Below are 17,057 nucleotides of genomic sequence, written 5' to 3'. Positions count from 1 at the left end.
ATGACTAAACAATTAACTTTCATCGGTCACAGCGACGATATTTTTAGTGTATCAATAAATGGAAAACCTGTCGAAGAAATCGACTGTTTCGATAAACTAGCGCGATATAAAGTTAGTTCGGGCGAAAATCAGCTTTACGTCATCGGTGAGTACGTTACTCCTTGCGTCTGGATGATTGGCGTCGCTCCAGTAAATGAGGGTATACCAATTCCAAATTGGAATATTCAGTTAATTAATGGGCACAATTACAGCCCTGCTTTAACAATTGAATGCCCAGATGACGTAAAAATAGAAGAATGTTAGACAATATCACTCCCCCCAATGGGGGGAGACTCTAATGAATTAACGCCAAAATTCTAAGGAAATCAAATGAAAAAACCACTAAAAACAACTGCCGTGCTATTGCTAAGTGTTATTTGTTGATAAGAGAGAATCAGAGGTAATTATGGAAATGATTACATTAAAAGATGCGGCAAGAATAACAAAATTATCTTACACGTATCTTTATGAAAAAAGAAAAGAATACGGATTTTCTTTTCAATCTAAATCAAAAAATAGAGTTGGAAAATGGTTGGTCGATAAAAAAGAGTTTGAAGAAAATTTCAAGGCAAAGCATAATGCAAATCGGCTAACCTCTGAAATTAAGGAGGTAAAAAAATGTCAATTAAAAAACGTGGCGACGTCTGGCATATTGACATCGTCGCGCCGGATGGGTCAAGAATTAGACGCTCTACTGGTACGGCAGACAAAAAGCAGGCGTTAGAATATCACGATCGGCTAAAAGTTGAATTGTGGGAAACGTCAAGAATCAACAAAAAGCCAACTAGGCTTTTTGAAGAAGCTATTATATTGCTATTGAAAGATGGTCAAGGGCAATCTAAATTTTATTGCAAACAAGCTCACGCTGAATATTTTTTAAAAATATTTGCTGGGAGAGATTTATCAAGTATAACTAGTGAGGAAATTGCAAACAGCATTCCGACATACCAATTAAAGGCTAAGATACCTATTGCGAATGCTACAAAAAACCGTTACCGTTCAACGATATTAAGGGCTTTTAGTTTAGCTTACAAATTGGGATGGATTGATAACGTACCTTACGTCCCAAAGTATAACGAACCAAAAGTTAGAGTTAGATGGATTACAAAACAAAAAGCTAGCTTGCTTATAAGTAATCTAAATCTTCAATGGATGAAAGATGTTTGTTTTTTTGCATTATCAACGGGCGCGCGTATGAGTGAGATATTTACATTGACATGGAATAATGTAGACTTCGTGAACCGTGTAGCAACAATTACAAATGAAAACGCAAAGTCAGGCAAGGCAAGGGCTTTATTATTAAATCAAGATGCTATCGATTTATTGAGATCTCTAAGATTTAAGAATAATTCTCGTTACGTTTTTACTCGCTCAACGAATAAGCGTCTTTGCGATATAGATCGGCGTGATTTCAAAAATGCTTGTTCACGATCAGGGATTGAAAATTTTCATTTCCACGATCTAAGGCATACGTGGGCGAGTTGGCACGTTCAAGCTGGCACACCATTATTCACGTTAAAAGAGCTTGGCGGCTGGGAAACGTTGGAAATGGTAAAAAAATACGCTCACTTGAATGCTGATCATATGTTGGAGTTCGCAAATAATGTCACATTTACGGCACAAAGCCATTTTGATGGCACAAAGCTTAGTGTAAATAGCGAAAGAAAAGCTATATAAACTATTGATTTTATTGGTGCCAGTGGTCGGACTCGAACCGACACGCTTTTAAGGGCGGCGGATTTTGAATCCGCTGCGTCTACCAATTTCGCCACACTGGCATTTGAAGTGCAAATAAGTAAACGTTGGCATTATACTAAGCTTTGCAATATCTGCAACAGATATTATTCATAAAGCAATTTATCTGCCTAAAAAAACGTCTAATGCTTCCTTTTCCAGGCAGGTAATTTTTTAAGGATTATATAAGCAGTTTGTTTAGCTACTGCATTATCAACATTGTGATTTTGAGCATATTGTAATGTAACTTCATGCCATTTTTCATCAAATGTTTTCATTGTGCCATCTTTATGAGCACAATGTTTACAATAGTTTTTAGACATATCGAGCAATGGATAATCAGCAATAGCAGTCATTGGCATGCCACATGCAATACACATTTTCATATTTTAAATTCCAATAATATTAAAAAAGGTGACTAAATAATTGCCATCTTTATATGTATAAAAATCCTACTCTGAGTTAAACAAGATTACAATATATATTAAAAATAGATAAATAGATTTAGAAATTAAGATCGAATTGAGGTGTTACTGGATTTAAGTCTTGTTGTTGTCGTTGCTGTTTTGATAATAGATAACGGCGTTTTAATGCCCGTTGTTTACATAAACGCAAAACTTTTTGCTTTTGGCTATCACTCAAGGTTAACCAACTAAATCTTTCTTCTCTTGAGCGATAACAAGCAATACAATAGCCTTGTTTATCAGTTACACAAACTCGTTTACACGGGCTTGGAATATCAAAAAATTCAATCTGATCCAATTTATTCCTCGTTTCCTAAGCAAAACGACATATTGACTAATGTTCTTTTAATCCTAATCCTTTACTTAATACTTTAAAACAGTCATCACAATCATGTGTAGCTGCATGAAGTAATGTTTGAGTCGGTGCGTGGATTAATTTATTGGTTAAGCGATGCGAAAACTCAGCAAAAACATCGTCAATGTTAGCGCCCTGCCTGATGGCATTTAAGGCTTTTATTTGTAACTCACGTTTGATACTTTCTGCATTACTACGATACTGCTTAACATAAGCAACTGCATGTCTAGTCTTAAGCCAATCAATGAAAAGTTCAGCTTGTTCTTGAATAAGATATTGCGCTTCTTTAGCGGCAATAGCTCTTTGTTCTAAATTACTTTCAACCGTTTTTTGTAAGTCATCAATAGTATAAAGATGCACATTATTGAGTTGACTAACCTCTTCCTCGACATCGCGAGGAACAGCTAAATCAATAAACAGCATTTTACGATGATTTCTAGCTCGTAAAGTGCGCTCAACCATGCCTTTACCTATAATAGGTAAAGGACTCGCTGTTGAGCTGATCACAATATCAACATCTTTAAGTCGATTAGCGATATCAGGTAATGAAATGATTTCTGCATCAATATCAACCGCAAGTTTTAATGCCTTTTCACGGGTTCGATTGGCAATAATAACTTGATTAAATCCATGCGGTTTTAAGTAACGTGAAATAAGCTCTATTGTTTCACCCGCGCCAACAAGCATAATATTTAAATTAGAGGTATCACTAAAAAGATGGCGAGCAACTAAACAAGCAGCATAAGCGACAGATGCTGTATTAGTGCCAATATTGGTTTCACTACGGACAATTTTCGCTACATGAAATACTTTTTGAAATAGTTTTTTTAATTGAACAGATAAGCAATTTTGTTCTTGAGCAAAACTATATGCTTGCTTAACTTGCCCTAGAATTTGTGGCTCACCAATGATCATAGAATCTAAACCACTTGCTACCGACATCAAATGTTCAACAGCTTGTTGACCGTCATACCAATAAAATGAATCTTGGTATAGATCAACATCAAGATGATGAAATTGTCCTAACCAACTTTCTACAGATTGTTTTAATCTTAGATAGTCAGTTTGATGCTCATAACTAAGATAAATTTCTGTTCTATTGCAGGTAGACAAAATAACACACCCATCAACTAAAGGATGTTGGTATAAGCTGTATAGTGCTTTATCGACAATCTCATTAGGAAAAGCAAGCCTTTCCCTTAAAGCAACTGGCGCTGTTTTATGATTAACACCAAAAATTGTAATAGACATTGCATCGCTTCTTTTTTGAAGGTTATTAGATATATTATTTTATTAACAGTTCTTAAACGTCTATATTATACATAAAAAACAGTAAAGGTTCTTTTTCTTATTCAGTAAATTATCAGTTATAATACTGCACTTATTGACACAAACACTAACAACTAAGAGTTATTTTATGTCTAAAATCAAATATATATTTGTTTTCATATTACCTTTACTTATCACCGCTTGCCAAATAACAAAATCTCAAAACAACACTTCGATTGAACAGCAGTGGCAAATCCGCCAACAAAATCTAAAACAAATAAACACATTCCAAGTTAAAGGTAGTATAGCTTACATAAGTGATAAATCTCGTAATTATGGACGATTTTTAATAGCTCAACAATCAACTGATAACTACCAAGTTAAATTAACCTCCCCCATTGGTAGCAATATTTTAACATTAAACGCCGAACCTAATTATGCTCAACTGGTTGATAAAGACGGTAGAAATTACCAAGATACCAATGTTGAAAATCTTATGAAAAAGATATCCAATGTAAATATTCCACTTAATTCTTTGCATAATTGGTTAAAAGGATTTTCAGACAACATCAATACTGACAAGTTAGATAGTTCAGGAAGATTACTTTCAACTGTCTTTATACAAAATAACAATAAATGGACATTAAAAATTCCAAGTTACTCTACTTATACTTATCAAAACAAAAAGATAGATTTACCTGCAACTATAGAGCTTACGCATGATGACGAAGTTGTTCGCTTAAAAATTAGTGACTGGATTTTACGATAAAGGATAATAGTTATGAAACAGTGGTTATCACCTGCTAAATTAAATTTATTCCTTTATATCACTGGACGCCGTTCTGACAATTATCATAATTTGCAAACGTTATTTCAATTTATTGATTATTGCGACATCCTAATCTTTAATGTTCGTCAAGATAATAAAATTAACTTATTAACCGATTTTACAAATGTACCCGTTAATAAAAACTTAATTGTTGTTGCTGCTGAACAATTGAAATCCTATACCAACCGTAATGATTTAGGTGTAGATATTACAATTGATAAAAAAATTCCTATGGGTGGTGGATTAGGAGGAGCCTCATCTAATGCTGCAACAGTATTAGTAGCACTTAATCAGCTATGGCAACTTAATTTATCAACCGAAATACTAATGGATATAGGACGAAAAATTGGTGCCGATGTCCCTATTTTTATTTATGGTCATGCGGCTTTTGCCGAAGGAATTGGCGATCAATTTCACCCTGTAGATATTCCTGAATATTGGTATTTAGTCACTTGCCCTAATATTGAAATATCAACAGTCGAAATATTTAATGCTCCTGAGCTAACTCGCAATACGCCAGCTCAAAGCATTACTGATTTACTTTCATTGAAGTTTAACGAATTAAAAAATGATTGTGAGGAAGTAGTTAGGAAACGTTATCCAACAATAAATAAAATAATTACTTACCTTTCCCAATATGGTACAACTCGATTAACAGGAACTGGTGCATGTGTTTTTACCCAATGTGAATCAAAGCAACAAGCATTAGCCATTCAAGGCAAACTTAATGCAGCACTATCAGTTAATAGTTTTGTCGCAAAATCGTTAAACACCTCTCCTTTATTCACAAATTAAACAAAAACCTTAATCAACAATCATTAAATGGTTAAGGTTTTATTACGTCAATATTTATATATTAAATATAACCACATTTTGACAAAGATAGAATGTGGTAATCACCAATTATATTTATAAACCATAAAAACAGTAAAATAAAAATAGTTGTCGATTTTTCGGTTGCGATGCTTATTGTTTATTTAATATGCTGACCAGATTACAAAACCCAGTTATCAATTAACTAAAATTAAGATTTTAAAAATTATGCTTATTACCAATTTAGACAAAAGGAAACAATATTATCAGGCTTTACTTGCAAAAGACCAAGGCTATATTGGGATATTCTATGCTGGAGTTAAAACAACTTCGGTATTTTGTATTGCAACTTGTCGGGCAAAGAAACCAAAATATGAAAATGTAGAATTTTTTAGCACTTTCAAAGAAGCTCTTGATGCTGGATATCGTCCTTGTAAAATTTGCAAACCAACTGAAAATTCTAACGCAGCACCATCAGAAGTCATTAAAGCTATCGCTTTAATTACCCAAAATCCTAAAACAAAAATATCCGATATGATATTAAAAGAGCATCAAATAAGCCCCGAAACGATCAGACGCTGGTTCAAAAAAAATTATGGTATTACCTTCCAAGCCTATCAAAGGATGTATCGAATAAATAATGCCTTTCAAGAGCTTAAAATTGGTAAAAATGTCATTAATATCGCTTATGATACAGGATATGTGTCATTAAGTGGTTTTGGATACACTTACAAAAAAATAATGAAAAATGCCTCATCTCAAAATACTAATAACGAAATTATTTTGGTTAATCGCCTAACTACACCATTGGGACCAATGTTTATTTGCGCCACTAATCAAGGTGTTTGCCTATTAGAATTCGTGGATCGTCGAATGTTAGAAACAGAATTTAAACAATTACAAACACAACTTAATACAAAAATTATTTTTGGAGAAAATAGCCATATTGTTCAAGCTAAAAATGAAATTGATGAATATTTTCAAGGAATAAGAAAATATTTTGCAGTTAAATTACATACTCCTGGAACAGATTTTCAGCGAACTGTTTGGGACAGTTTAAAACAAATCCCTTATGGAAAACTAACTACCTATAAAGAGCAAGCAGAAAACATCAATAATCCACATGCTATTCGCGCAGTTGCAAGCGCAAATGGATTTAATCGAATTGCAATTATCATACCTTGCCACCGAGTCATTGGCTCAAATGGCGAATTAATGGGATATGGTGGAGGATTAGAACGAAAACGTTGGCTAATTGAACACGAAAAAAAATATTCAGATAAAAACTAAAAGTATTCTCTCAACACAAATTAGACTAATGCAAAATAAAGTTTTTTATTATCAAAAGTACGATTAATGCCTATACCCTACACCATGAACTGTTTTGATCAAAACTGGATTTAAGGGATCAATTTCGATTTGTTTGCGTAATTTCGAAATATGTTGATCTAGTGTTCGGCTGTTTGGCATATAATCATAGCCCCAAGCGTAATCAAACAGCATATCACGGGTAACCACGTTATTTTTATTTTTATAAAAACATTCCAGTATCTTTATTTCTCGTAACGAAAGCTCAATAGTTTGTTCCCTACGTTTAGCGCATAACTCAATTGGATAAACCAGCAAATCACCAAAAACAAAAGAATCATCAACTTTTGGATTGGATTGTTGTGATTTTAAATAACGTTTAGCTATAGCTTTAATTCTTGCTCTTAGCTCATGTACACCAAATGGTTTACTCATATAATCATCAGCACCTAGTTCAAGCCCTATTACGCGATCAATTTCTTCATCTTTTGCTGATAAAAATAAAATTGGCACATCATCATTTATTTTACGTATTTCACGACAAACGCTGTAACCATCAAGTTCAGGCATCATAATATCTAAAATAATAAAATCAGGTTGATTTTGTTCAAATAATTCTAGAGCAACTTTACCATTAGGAGCTTGAATAATTGAATAGCCTTCTTGTTCTAAAAGATCGGTCATACCTTTACGGATATATAAATCATCTTCAGCAATTAAAATCTTCATTTTTACTCCATAATAATTAACGAAAAGGCTACGCCAGGGTTTTCATTTACAACCTGAATGGTGCCATTCAATTGCTGTGCTAATTGGTTAGCAATGGTAAGTCCAATACCTGTACCAGCAACCCCTTCTGTTATTGATGAATTGATACGATAAAATGGTTTAAAGATCTGCCTGATTAAATGATTCGGTATGCCGATACCATAATCTCGAACTGTAATGATTGTTTGTTTGTCATTTTTATTGAGTAACAAATCAACTTTTTTACCTCTTGCAGCATATTTTTCGGCATTACTTAAAAAATTATTAACAATTTGTAACACACTATCTTCATCGGTATTAATCATGCAATTTTTATCACAATTAATAATTAAATTAAGTTGCAAAGATTTCTTTGCTAACACAGGTTTAAAAGTAGTATAAACTCGTTCAACTAGGTGTGTTAAATTGACTGGTTTAATATTCAGCTTGGCTGGCTTATTAAAATTAAGCACATTTTGTACTAATCTTGTCAATCGCTTGCTTTCACTTGTTATTACCTCTAAATAATCTGAAATTGGCACGGGCTCATCTATCAGTTTTTCTTGTAATAGTTCAGCATAAAGTGTGATATTGGTTAAAGGTGTTTTAAACTCGTGTGAAACCTGACCAACAAAGCTAACTTGTTGTTTTGCTAATCGTAATGTTCGAGTATATTCACGATAGCAATACAAAACAATAAAACTAATAGCAATGATAAATAAACCAATAACCCCACCACCAAGTAAATACAATACTAATAATTTAGGCGATTGATAATAATAAATTAATTTCCAATTCTGTAATGGATAATCTAGCGTAATAGTGATACTATCGGCCAATTGTTCACCATTAACATAAATCTGTTTATCGTGATCTAATAACACAAAATTATCAGCTAACATTTGATCGTCAAATAAACAAATCACATTTAACGAAAAATTAATGGTTGAAAGCTCAAAACCAATTATCGTGTCTGATTCAATTACCCAATAAATAAGATGATCATAGAATTGATACCAACCAAATTTAGGTTGAAATTGCTCAGATTGAGAATGATGATTAACTAAAATTGAACTATCGTATTCAATTGATTCAACAATATTGCTCCATTGCAGATCGGTTTTATTGCTAAAATAAACAATTTTATTATGTTTGATCTTAAAGATATTTTTAATATCGGTTTGTGATGCTAAAAAAACATCAATATCAGTTTGATCGCTATGTAAAAACTGAGCCAAACTATTAAAATAAACAGCTCGTTGATTTAACAGCGATTCAATTGATGATTTTATATTCTTCATTTGACTTTGTGCTAATAGCTTCTGATTAGTTTGGCGCATTAAGATCTCATGCTCAATAGTTCGCCAACCTAAATAGCTAAAAGCAACTATTAATATAAAAAAAGACAAAATCGCTGTTAATTTTTTCATAAGTTATTTTTTTATCACACTTTTCATATTTTGCTTAGATTCATACTGTTTTTCAGTCACTTTTTTACGATAAGTGTTCTCATCATCGGTAAGAATTGCATCAGCCATTATATTATTTTTATCCATTTGTTCTTTTAATCTACTACTTACTTCTGGCTCGCGTTCGCTTAACATTTCTGCTCGATCTCTAAGCTTTTTACTATTTTCTTGCAATAACTGTCTTGCTTCTTCTAATTTACCTTCATTATAAAGTTTTAAAGCTTTTTCATTTTCAAGTGCAACTTTTTGTATTTCTGATTCGGCAACGACTTCATGAACAATGGCTTTATTAACTACATCTTGATTATCAGTATAAGCAATTTTAACGACTTGGGTTTCATTTTCGGTTTTATTTTCTAATAAATTATTATATTGCAAATCAATTTTGGCGAGTGTTTTATTTTGCCCTACTTTACCTTTTTCTGGGATAACTTCTAATAATAGATACTTTTCTTGATTTGAATACAACTGATTCATTTTAACTGTGACTTGATTATCTTTAATCACACCATCACGACCAAGTAAACGCACAGGCTTAACACCTTCTTTCAAATGAATAGTAATAATTACATCTTGCGCAACAGCAGACATAACATCTTTAAATTCACGCACAAATACATTTTCAAGCTTTGCTGTATCATCAATAAATACATGATTACCATCACTATAACTTGCAATCGAAGACATTAACTGCTCATTATAATCACTACCAATACCTAACGTAGTAATAGCAATATTCTTTTTAGCTGCAATAATGGCTAACTCTGAAAGTTCGCCAACCGAAGAAGGTCCAATGTTAGCTTGTCCATCAGATAACAAAATAATTCGATTAACTTTATCTTTAGTTAGTTGCTTTTCAACTTGATTAATACCTTTACTTAAACCAGCAAATAATGCTGTACCGCCACCAGCAACAATGTGTTTATTAATCAATCTTATAATTTTTTGTTTATTAGTAACTTTAGAAGATGGCAAAATAACTTTAGCATCAGAATCATAAGCAACAATTGATAACATATCTTCATTATTAAGCATATTAACCGCAAGAATAGCCGCTTCTCTTGCTTTTTCAATACGGTCACCAGACATAGAACCAGAACGATCAATGACCAAAGCTAAATTAATCGGTACACGCTTAGATGAGTCAAACTCAATTCCAGTTAACGACACTTTTAAATAATTCTTTTCTTCTGAGTTTTCTAAGATAATAGGCGATGCCAATTCTGAACGAACCTGTATTTGATTATTTGTTTTAGCATTCCCCAAAAAGCTCAAGGCAGAAATTCCAATAAAAATAAGTGATTTAATAAATTTCATGTTATTTCCTTTTTTATATGAAGTTTATTCAATTATCTGCTTTTTATAAAATAAACTGTCTGAATATTGTATTTATTTGTAAAAAAATGTAAAAAAACAAGTTAAGAACTTTAATTTATGCCGATATTGACTTTTGTTTATTGCCATTCCAAATGGCGAGAGTATATAATAAAAAATTGTCCATTCTCATAGAAATGATATAGAGAACATTTAATATGACTCAATTACAAGAAAAACTTGCACTTATTAAAAATAGTATTATCACCATACCAAATTACCCTAAAAAAGGGATTTTATTTCGTGATATTACTAGTCTGCTTGAAGATCCTGTTGCATTTCGCACATCGGTTGAGCTATTAATCGATCACTATAAAGATAAAAAAATAGATAAAGTGGTTGGCACCGAAGCGCGTGGATTTATCTTTGCAGCTCCAATTGCATTAGCATTAAATATTGGTTTTGTACCAGTAAGAAAACCCAATAAGTTACCGCGCCACGTATTTAAAGAAGAATATCAGCTTGAGTACGGGACAGATACGTTAGAAATTCACACTGATGCCATTAAACCAGGTGAACGAGTATTAATTATTGATGATTTACTTGCTACAGGTGGAACAATTGCTGCAACAGCGAATTTAATTCGTAAAGCTGGTGGCATTGCCGAAAACGCCGCATTTGTAATCAACTTACCAGATTTAGGTGGCAAAACAAAGTTAACGGATATGGGAATTGATTGCTTTACTTTAGTTAATTTTGACGGCGAATAATTACTATTAAGGGCACAATTAGTGCCTTTTTTTATTTTGAATACTTTTATCTCTTTTCCTTTCTAAAATAAAATAAGTTAGTCATTTTCATTGCATAAAAAATAGATATGTACCACCACTCTATCTAAATTCAGCTAAATAAATCAAGATAAAAAACCAACAAAACCTCCAAAAACGAATGAAAATACACTTTACATCTTGATAAAGCCATAAATGTGAATTATTATTCACAAATAAAGCATAATTATTTAAAACAAAAGGAAATAGATAGAATGAAAAAATTTAACCATATTATTGCAAGAACACCAGCTAAATCACTAATTAATGGTTTAACATCATCCAACTTAGGCAAACCAAATTATCAAAAAGCCTTAGATCAGCACAATAATTACATTCGAGCATTACAACAGTGCGATGTTGATATCACTATTTTACCACCCGTCGAACGTTTTCCTGATTCAGTCTTTGTTGAAGACGCTGTGCTTTGTACCCCATATTGTGCAATTATTACAAGGCCTGGAGCAGAAAGTCGCCGAGCAGAAACCGAAATTATATCAAACACCATTGAACGATTTTATCCCAATAAAGTTGAGCGAATCACCGCACCAGGCACCGTTGAAGCGGGCGATATAATGATGGTTGAAAACCACTACTATATTGGCTTATCTGCTCGAACCAACCAAGCTGGTGCTAACCAAATGATAGCTATTTTAGAGAAGTACGGATTAACTGGTTCGGTAGTTAAGCTTGAAAAAGTATTACATCTAAAAACAGGTTTAGCTTATTTAGAAAACAATAACCTATTAGCAGCAGGCGAATTTATAACTAAACCAGAGTTTCAACGCTTTAATATTATCGAAATTCCCGAACAAGAAAGTTATGCTGCCAACTGTATTTGGGTTAATGGTCACGTAATAATGCCGATGGGCTATCCAACAACAAAAGCAAAAATAGAAAAACTTGGTTATCAAGTTATTGAAGTTGATACATCGGAATATCAAAAGATTGATGGTGGCGTAAGTTGCATGTCACTAAGATTTTAATCGATCTATATTAAATATTAACCGTACTAAACCACATAATAAGACAACAACATGAATACATCGGTAAGAAAAAAGCTAGGCATCCTGCCACTCACACTGTTAGTGGTTGGCAGTATTGTAGGCAGCGGTATTTTCAGCCTACCACAAAACATGGCCGAAAGTTCGGGCTCTGGCGCTATTTTAATTGCATGGATAATAACCCTATTTGGCATGTTAATGCTAACACGGATATTTCAGTATTTATCGATTCGATTTTACAAAATCAATGATGGATTATATGGTTATGTGCGTGAAGGTTTTGGCGATTATATCGGCTTTAATGCAGCGTGGGGCTACTGGATATCAGCATGGATGTCGTGCACCAGCTACCTAGTGATTTTATTTAGTGCATTAGGATCTTTTGATTGCTTGAGCTTCTTTGGTCATGGTACCACATTACCTGCCGTTATTACGGCTATCATATTTTTATGGATAGTGCACTATTTTGTATTAAAAGGAATATATCGTGCTTTTTTATTAAATTGCCTAGTAACATTAGCGAAAATCGTGCCTATTGGTTTATTTATTGTTTGTGTTAGCCTTGCCTTTAAAATATCGACATTTAAGATAGATTTTTGGGGAACACCGCAATTAGGCTCAATTATCGAGCAAGTAAAAAACACCATGCTCTATACCGTTTGGGTCTACTTAGGGATTGAAAGCGCAACTGTGTATGCTGCTAGAGCCAAAAACATCATCAGCATTAGCCGAGCCACCTTTTTTGGCTTTGCTATTACCAGCTTATTACTTGTTTGCGTATCTGTGTTATCGCTTGGTATTGTGCCACAACAAGAACTTGCTCAAATGAAAAACCCTTCCATGGCACTTGTTATTGAACATGTAGTAGGCAGCTGGGGAGCAACATTAATTAATATTGGTTTAATTGTGTCAGTCAGTGGTGGATTACTATCATGGTTAATGCTAGCGGCCGAAATGCTATTTTTAGCTGGCCAAGGCACACAACACACAGTACCAAGTTGTTTTGGAAAACTCAACAAAGCAGGCACGCCATCCAACGCATTATGGTTAACAACATGTTTAATAACCGTATTAATTATCCTTGCCCACTACTATCAATCTGGCTACAACACCTTAATCCAATTATCAACCTCAATGGTGCTTATTCCCTATTTACTGGCGGCTCTCTTTGTTTTTAAATTAGCCGTTCAACAAGGTAAAGCCTACTTAATTATGATTGGCGCTTTAGGATCGCTTTATGGCATATGGTTGATTTATGCTGGTGGCACAGTTTATTTATTACTGTCGATGATACTCTATAGTATGGGACTCTGTTTTTACCTTTATGCCAGAAAGGAACGATCTTTGCCAGCATTTAGTTACTTGCATGACAAAGTGTACGCTATTGCAATCATCCTATTAGCTATCATCGCTATTTTACACTTCTACATAACACCAAATTAATTAGTTAGGCGTTATTTTCGAAATAAATAAAAGTCAGCTAATAGCTTTCTGAAGTCTTGAGAATAACGCCCATCACCATCTCGCATACACAATTGCTGCTCATCAATTTTATTAGCCTGGATAAATGAAAAAGCCAATAATGATAACGAAAAGTCTTTATCTGCACTATATCTAACATTCATCAGTTGGAATAAATATAACTGATTAGATTCACATAATAACCTAAACTGATTGGATAAATGATAAGGTAAAACTAAACAAAATTGCCCTTTCGGTTTTAGTAAGCGCTTAACTGTGTCAATAAGCTGTTGAAAGTTCAAGCATTCGGTATAACGTGCCAACTGTCTTTGGGAATTGCGACAATCAACGGCAGATTCAAAATAAGGGGGATTAGTCACAATCAAATCATAGCCCACCGCATAACTTAACTGAAATTGATTAATATCAGCATTAATCGCATTAATCGAAGTAAACCCAGCTTGTTGGTTATTTTGCTGACATTGTGCTACCGCCTGCATATCAATATCGATGGCATCAATTTGGCTGCTATCATGTTCTAACCGCTGAGCTAACATTAACGCAATTACACCACAACCACAGCCAATATCGAGTACCTTTTGCGGAGCAGAATCAATCGGAACCCAAGCCCCTAACAAACAACTATCGGTTGTTACCTTCATTGGACTTTTATCGTGCGCCACAAAAAAACGCTTAAAAGTAAAGCCACCTTTTTTTAACGGTAATGAATTATTCTGCATAAATAAACTTCTTAAACAAAGGCTTGTTGGATGCTATCGCATCAGCCCAGCGAGTCGGTTCTGGCAAACGATAGCCCCGCAAGCATAAATTAACCCATTTTAAGGCACTATCTTGACTTACTCGGTGACCTGTTGAAATAAATAAAGGATTGCAATTATTTTTACTACATAAAACCCAACCAATCTGTTCTTGCTTGTCTTGTAAAGGTGTTACATTACCTGCTTGCTTAGGTAATATTTCGTATTGACCGCAAAGCCTTTTTTTAGCAACACCAATTGTTGGCATATCTAACAACAAACCTAAATGGCTTGCAATACCTAAACGCCTAGGATGTGCAACACCTTGCCCATCAACTAACAATAAATCAGGCTTTTGTTTTACCTGCTGCCAAGCGGCAAGTAGCGCAGGGTATTCTCGAAAAGACAAATAACCAGGAATATAAGGAAACCCTGTCTCAACCCGAGCAATATGATACTCAACAACCTCGAAAGTTGGATAGCGCAAAATAACGATTGCTGCTCGAGTAATCTTGCCATTATCTTCAAAACCGACATCAGTACCACCAACGTAATTTATTGACGGATTAAAGTCATCATCGCATTTAACCTGCTTGGCTAACGCCTGCTGTGTTTGCATTAATTGTTCTAAATTGATAGACATTTTTATTCTGTTCAGTATCATTATTCCAATAGATTGATTTTATCAGAATTAGCATGCCATATACATTAGCAAATCCTACCGAGTTAACAGAAGAAATCAAAAAAAGTCGTTTTATTGTCAATGCAGCGCCAGTCACATCAGCTGAACAAGCCACCGACTTTATTAATCAAATAAGCGATCTCAACGCCACCCACAACTGCTGGGCATGGAAGATTGGACAACAATACCGATTTAATGACGATGGCGAGCCCACTAGTACAGCAGGTCGCCCTATTCTTTCAGCCATTGAAGGACAAGATTGTGACCAAGTAGTTGTAGTAGTGACTCGTTACTTTGGTGGCATAAAATTAGGTACTGGAGGATTAATTCGTGCCTATGGCGGTTCAGCTAGCCACTGCTTACAACAAGCTGAGCTAATTGAACTCATTGCCCGCATAACGCTACAATTTCACTGTTATTATAACGAATGGCCAATTATCGAAAATCGTCTAAAGGAACTTGATTCCATTGTTGAAAATCAAGAGTTTGATGCTGAAGGTGTAAAAGTAAACGTCGCTATCACAAAAGACAAATCGCAACTCCTACAAAAAAATATTAGCGACATCACTCGTGGACGAGTTATTATTGAACTATAATAATCACTCAGGTAGAATATTGATTTTATTTTATAAAAGATTAATTTTTTTATTGACTATCTTTTGTTATATCAAGTTTAATTTTTAATAAAAGTGCTTTTGGACTTTCAGTCATTAAAATGCAAAGCTCTCAGGCTTTGCTATTTTGGCTGTCCTCCTCGCACTGGAATTTTATTCTTTTATTGATTATTCTTTATTAATATCAGAATATCATCAGCACCATAAAGATTAATAACTAAGTCATAAAAACTAAGGGGTGGTGCAAAGACCATAATTAATAATAGAAGTCTTGAACCAAAAAATATCACCGTTACTAGCTCCCACATCAAACTGACCACTAAACTGCCCTATTCTAGTCGTGTCACTTGTCCAATAGTTTTGGTCAACGAAGTCCGCACCAGCGTAATGATACATAAAGCCCCACTCCGAAAATAATCCAGCACCTATTGTACGCAGGTAATTATTATTTTTTGATGGAGGTGTAGCGCCGATAGAGCCTTGGCAATTCGGACCTGAGCCAATACCAGAACAAACAGCGTTAGTCAGATCCTTAACCTGTGGCACACGATAACCCAAACCACTACACCAAGTTACCATATCAGGGTAGTGATATAATTCAGCCCCCCTAACTACGAACCATTTTTGCAGGACAAATCCATATTTAATTACCTCGTTCCCCTCTCTATCTCTCCCCACTAACTCAAAGGTCAGCGGTAACCTTGGCCTAGCAATTCGACTAGAATAAGGATTGAACCATTGATTTCTTGCCTCTGGACCTGTTAGTGTAACGCGAAATTCAACATCGCATTGAGCATTACATTTTGTTTTTCTTGTTACTGTAGCGGTAATTCCATCATGCGTAATTGGCGTTCCCCATGTTAATTCATCGGCATCTCCCCTTATGATTAAATCAAAATATAACCCATTTGCGCCCGTTGTCGGAAAATTTAGGTTATATGATCCCTGATCGGTTGATTGAACTAAGAACCCATAATCTGGGTGCCATATATCAGCAGGGCCAGCAAAATGGAGTCCACCCAGCTCAAGATTGGGCTTTACAAATTTAAGCTCCCCCCATTGTGACGATGGCAGTATTACGGCATCACTACGATTAATCCTTCGACCATTTTTAACGGGTAATGCCTGTAAACTCCATAAAGAAGATAATAATAACAATACCAATACTAACAGAAATTTTCGGAATAATTTTGATAATAATTTGGAAGATAACTTTGGAAATATAAACGTGGCGGGGCTAAAAATCCAACCAGTATGTTTATTTGATAAATTTAAGACATAGGTTTGCCAGTGCTGGTGTCTGGTGTCTGGTGTCTAAAATGATAATGCATTACGGTTCACCTGTCAAGTAAATTAATGATTTATTTTAA

18 protein-coding genes and 1 tRNA gene are annotated in these 17,057 nt (G+C 34.3%); 9 read left to right on the top strand and 10 right to left on the bottom strand.

The window, feature by feature from the left end; all coding sequences use genetic code 11:
* Positions 1–303, top strand: a 303-nt coding sequence (locus ACGH6Q_RS10650) for a hypothetical protein (RefSeq protein WP_411592779.1), incomplete at its 5' end; no start/stop codon positions are given.
* 354 nt (positions 304–657) lie between these two features.
* Entirely contained in the window at positions 658–1,716 is a 1,059-nt protein-coding gene (locus ACGH6Q_RS10645) for a tyrosine-type recombinase/integrase (RefSeq protein WP_411592778.1), read from the top strand.
* A gap of 14 nt (positions 1,717–1,730) precedes the next feature.
* On the opposite strand, the gene ACGH6Q_RS10640 is transcribed toward ACGH6Q_RS10645, so the two are convergent.
* From ACGH6Q_RS10640 to hemA, 4 genes are all read right to left on the bottom strand, one after another.
* Positions 1,731–1,817 (bottom strand) — tRNA-Leu (locus ACGH6Q_RS10640).
* A 99-nt stretch (positions 1,818–1,916) separates the two neighbouring features.
* A complete protein-coding gene (locus ACGH6Q_RS10635; protein WP_411592777.1) occupies positions 1,917–2,159 on the bottom strand; it encodes a zinc ribbon domain-containing protein in 243 nt (80 codons plus the stop codon).
* Between the two features lie 118 nt (positions 2,160–2,277).
* A complete protein-coding gene (locus ACGH6Q_RS10630; protein WP_065625977.1) occupies positions 2,278–2,535 on the bottom strand; it encodes a DUF1289 domain-containing protein in 258 nt (85 codons plus the stop codon).
* 36 nt (positions 2,536–2,571) lie between these two features.
* Positions 2,572–3,843, bottom strand: a complete 1,272-nt coding sequence (gene hemA / locus ACGH6Q_RS10625) for a glutamyl-tRNA reductase (RefSeq protein WP_065559989.1) — start codon at positions 3,841–3,843, stop codon at positions 2,572–2,574.
* A gap of 166 nt (positions 3,844–4,009) precedes the next feature.
* Between hemA and lolB the strand changes: the two genes are divergently transcribed.
* The 3 genes from lolB to ACGH6Q_RS10610 all read left to right on the top strand — a co-directional run bounded on the left by lolB (position 4,010) and on the right by ACGH6Q_RS10610 (position 6,793).
* Positions 4,010–4,630: a lipoprotein insertase outer membrane protein LolB gene (lolB, locus tag ACGH6Q_RS10620; RefSeq protein WP_034914549.1), complete on the top strand. Its 621-nt coding sequence runs from the start codon at positions 4,010–4,012 to the stop codon at positions 4,628–4,630.
* Between the two features lie 12 nt (positions 4,631–4,642).
* Entirely contained in the window at positions 4,643–5,485 is an 843-nt protein-coding gene (ispE, locus tag ACGH6Q_RS10615; protein WP_174798539.1) for a 4-(cytidine 5'-diphospho)-2-C-methyl-D-erythritol kinase, read from the top strand.
* Between the two features lie 246 nt (positions 5,486–5,731).
* On the top strand, positions 5,732–6,793 hold the full coding sequence (locus ACGH6Q_RS10610; RefSeq protein WP_411592776.1) for a bifunctional transcriptional activator/DNA repair enzyme AdaA: 1,062 nt from the start codon (positions 5,732–5,734) through the stop codon (positions 6,791–6,793).
* A 63-nt stretch (positions 6,794–6,856) separates the two neighbouring features.
* On the opposite strand, the gene ACGH6Q_RS10605 is transcribed toward ACGH6Q_RS10610, so the two are convergent.
* Genes ACGH6Q_RS10605 through ACGH6Q_RS10595 form a run of 3 tightly spaced genes read right to left on the bottom strand, consistent with a single transcriptional unit; the run spans position 6,857 to position 10,344 of the window.
* Positions 6,857–7,540: a response regulator transcription factor gene (locus tag ACGH6Q_RS10605; protein ID WP_034914577.1), complete on the bottom strand. Its 684-nt coding sequence runs from the start codon at positions 7,538–7,540 to the stop codon at positions 6,857–6,859.
* Between the two features lie 2 nt (positions 7,541–7,542).
* A complete protein-coding gene (locus tag ACGH6Q_RS10600) occupies positions 7,543–8,988 on the bottom strand; it encodes a sensor histidine kinase (RefSeq protein WP_174798541.1) in 1,446 nt (481 codons plus the stop codon).
* Between the two features lie 3 nt (positions 8,989–8,991).
* Entirely contained in the window at positions 8,992–10,344 is a 1,353-nt protein-coding gene (locus ACGH6Q_RS10595; protein WP_174798542.1) for a vWA domain-containing protein, read from the bottom strand.
* A 215-nt stretch (positions 10,345–10,559) separates the two neighbouring features.
* Between ACGH6Q_RS10595 and apt the strand changes: the two genes are divergently transcribed.
* The 3 genes from apt (at position 10,560) to ACGH6Q_RS10580 (ending at position 13,615) form a co-directional block, all read left to right on the top strand.
* Positions 10,560–11,111, top strand: a complete 552-nt coding sequence (apt, locus tag ACGH6Q_RS10590) for an adenine phosphoribosyltransferase (RefSeq protein ID WP_065609011.1) — start codon at positions 10,560–10,562, stop codon at positions 11,109–11,111.
* A gap of 272 nt (positions 11,112–11,383) precedes the next feature.
* Positions 11,384–12,154 carry a dimethylargininase gene (gene ddaH, locus ACGH6Q_RS10585; RefSeq protein WP_411592775.1) on the top strand — a complete coding sequence of 257 codons (771 nt, stop codon included), beginning with the start codon at positions 11,384–11,386 and terminating at the stop codon, positions 12,152–12,154.
* Between the two features lie 51 nt (positions 12,155–12,205).
* Entirely contained in the window at positions 12,206–13,615 is a 1,410-nt protein-coding gene (locus ACGH6Q_RS10580) for a basic amino acid/polyamine antiporter (protein WP_065590444.1), read from the top strand.
* An 11-nt stretch (positions 13,616–13,626) separates the two neighbouring features.
* Here ACGH6Q_RS10580 and ACGH6Q_RS10575 read toward each other — a convergent pair whose 3' ends face one another.
* Together ACGH6Q_RS10575 and nfi are read right to left on the bottom strand one after the other, a co-directional pair.
* The gene (locus tag ACGH6Q_RS10575; protein ID WP_411578660.1) at positions 13,627–14,373 is read right to left on the bottom strand and encodes a tRNA1(Val) (adenine(37)-N6)-methyltransferase; all 747 of its coding nucleotides are present in this window, start codon (positions 14,371–14,373) and stop codon (positions 13,627–13,629) included.
* On the bottom strand, positions 14,363–15,028 hold the full coding sequence (nfi, locus tag ACGH6Q_RS10570; protein WP_411578675.1) for a deoxyribonuclease V: 666 nt from the start codon (positions 15,026–15,028) through the stop codon (positions 14,363–14,365). Before nfi ends, ACGH6Q_RS10575 begins: the two co-directional genes overlap by 11 nt.
* A 59-nt stretch (positions 15,029–15,087) precedes the next feature.
* On the opposite strand from nfi, the gene ACGH6Q_RS10565 reads away from it, so the two are divergent.
* Positions 15,088–15,669 carry an IMPACT family protein gene (locus ACGH6Q_RS10565; RefSeq protein ID WP_174798547.1) on the top strand — a complete coding sequence of 194 codons (582 nt, stop codon included), beginning with the start codon at positions 15,088–15,090 and terminating at the stop codon, positions 15,667–15,669.
* Positions 15,670–15,918: 249 nt separating this feature from the next.
* On the opposite strand, the gene ACGH6Q_RS10560 is transcribed toward ACGH6Q_RS10565, so the two are convergent.
* On the bottom strand, positions 15,919–16,845 hold the full coding sequence (locus ACGH6Q_RS10560) for a hypothetical protein (RefSeq protein ID WP_296300794.1): 927 nt from the start codon (positions 16,843–16,845) through the stop codon (positions 15,919–15,921).
* Positions 16,846–17,057: the final 212 nt, after the last annotated feature.

It is taken from the genome of Gilliamella sp. BG2 (assembly GCF_046635645.1).
GTDB lineage: Bacteria > Pseudomonadota > Gammaproteobacteria > Enterobacterales > Orbaceae > Gilliamella > Gilliamella bombi.
This window is presented reverse-complemented; position numbering and strand designations above follow the sequence as displayed.

Coding starts and splice junctions, on each gene's coding strand:
- ACGH6Q_RS10645 (WP_411592778.1), top strand. CDS start 658: ATGTCAATTAAAAAACGTGGCGACGTCTGGCATATTGACATCGTCGCG.
- ACGH6Q_RS10635 (WP_411592777.1), bottom strand. CDS start 2,159: ATGAAAATGTGTATTGCATGTGGCATGCCAATGACTGCTATTGCTGAT.
- hemA (WP_065559989.1), bottom strand. CDS start 3,843: ATGTCTATTACAATTTTTGGTGTTAATCATAAAACAGCGCCAGTTGCT.
- lolB (WP_034914549.1), top strand. CDS start 4,010: ATGTCTAAAATCAAATATATATTTGTTTTCATATTACCTTTACTTATC.
- ispE (WP_174798539.1), top strand. CDS start 4,643: ATGAAACAGTGGTTATCACCTGCTAAATTAAATTTATTCCTTTATATC.
- ACGH6Q_RS10610 (WP_411592776.1), top strand. CDS start 5,732: ATGCTTATTACCAATTTAGACAAAAGGAAACAATATTATCAGGCTTTA.
- ACGH6Q_RS10605 (WP_034914577.1), bottom strand. CDS start 7,540: ATGAAGATTTTAATTGCTGAAGATGATTTATATATCCGTAAAGGTATG.
- ACGH6Q_RS10600 (WP_174798541.1), bottom strand. CDS start 8,988: ATGAAAAAATTAACAGCGATTTTGTCTTTTTTTATATTAATAGTTGCT.
- ACGH6Q_RS10595 (WP_174798542.1), bottom strand. CDS start 10,344: ATGAAATTTATTAAATCACTTATTTTTATTGGAATTTCTGCCTTGAGC.
- apt (WP_065609011.1), top strand. CDS start 10,560: ATGACTCAATTACAAGAAAAACTTGCACTTATTAAAAATAGTATTATC.
- ddaH (WP_411592775.1), top strand. CDS start 11,384: ATGAAAAAATTTAACCATATTATTGCAAGAACACCAGCTAAATCACTA.
- ACGH6Q_RS10580 (WP_065590444.1), top strand. CDS start 12,206: ATGAATACATCGGTAAGAAAAAAGCTAGGCATCCTGCCACTCACACTG.
- ACGH6Q_RS10575 (WP_411578660.1), bottom strand. CDS start 14,373: ATGCAGAATAATTCATTACCGTTAAAAAAAGGTGGCTTTACTTTTAAG.
- ACGH6Q_RS10565 (WP_174798547.1), top strand. CDS start 15,088: ATGCCATATACATTAGCAAATCCTACCGAGTTAACAGAAGAAATCAAA.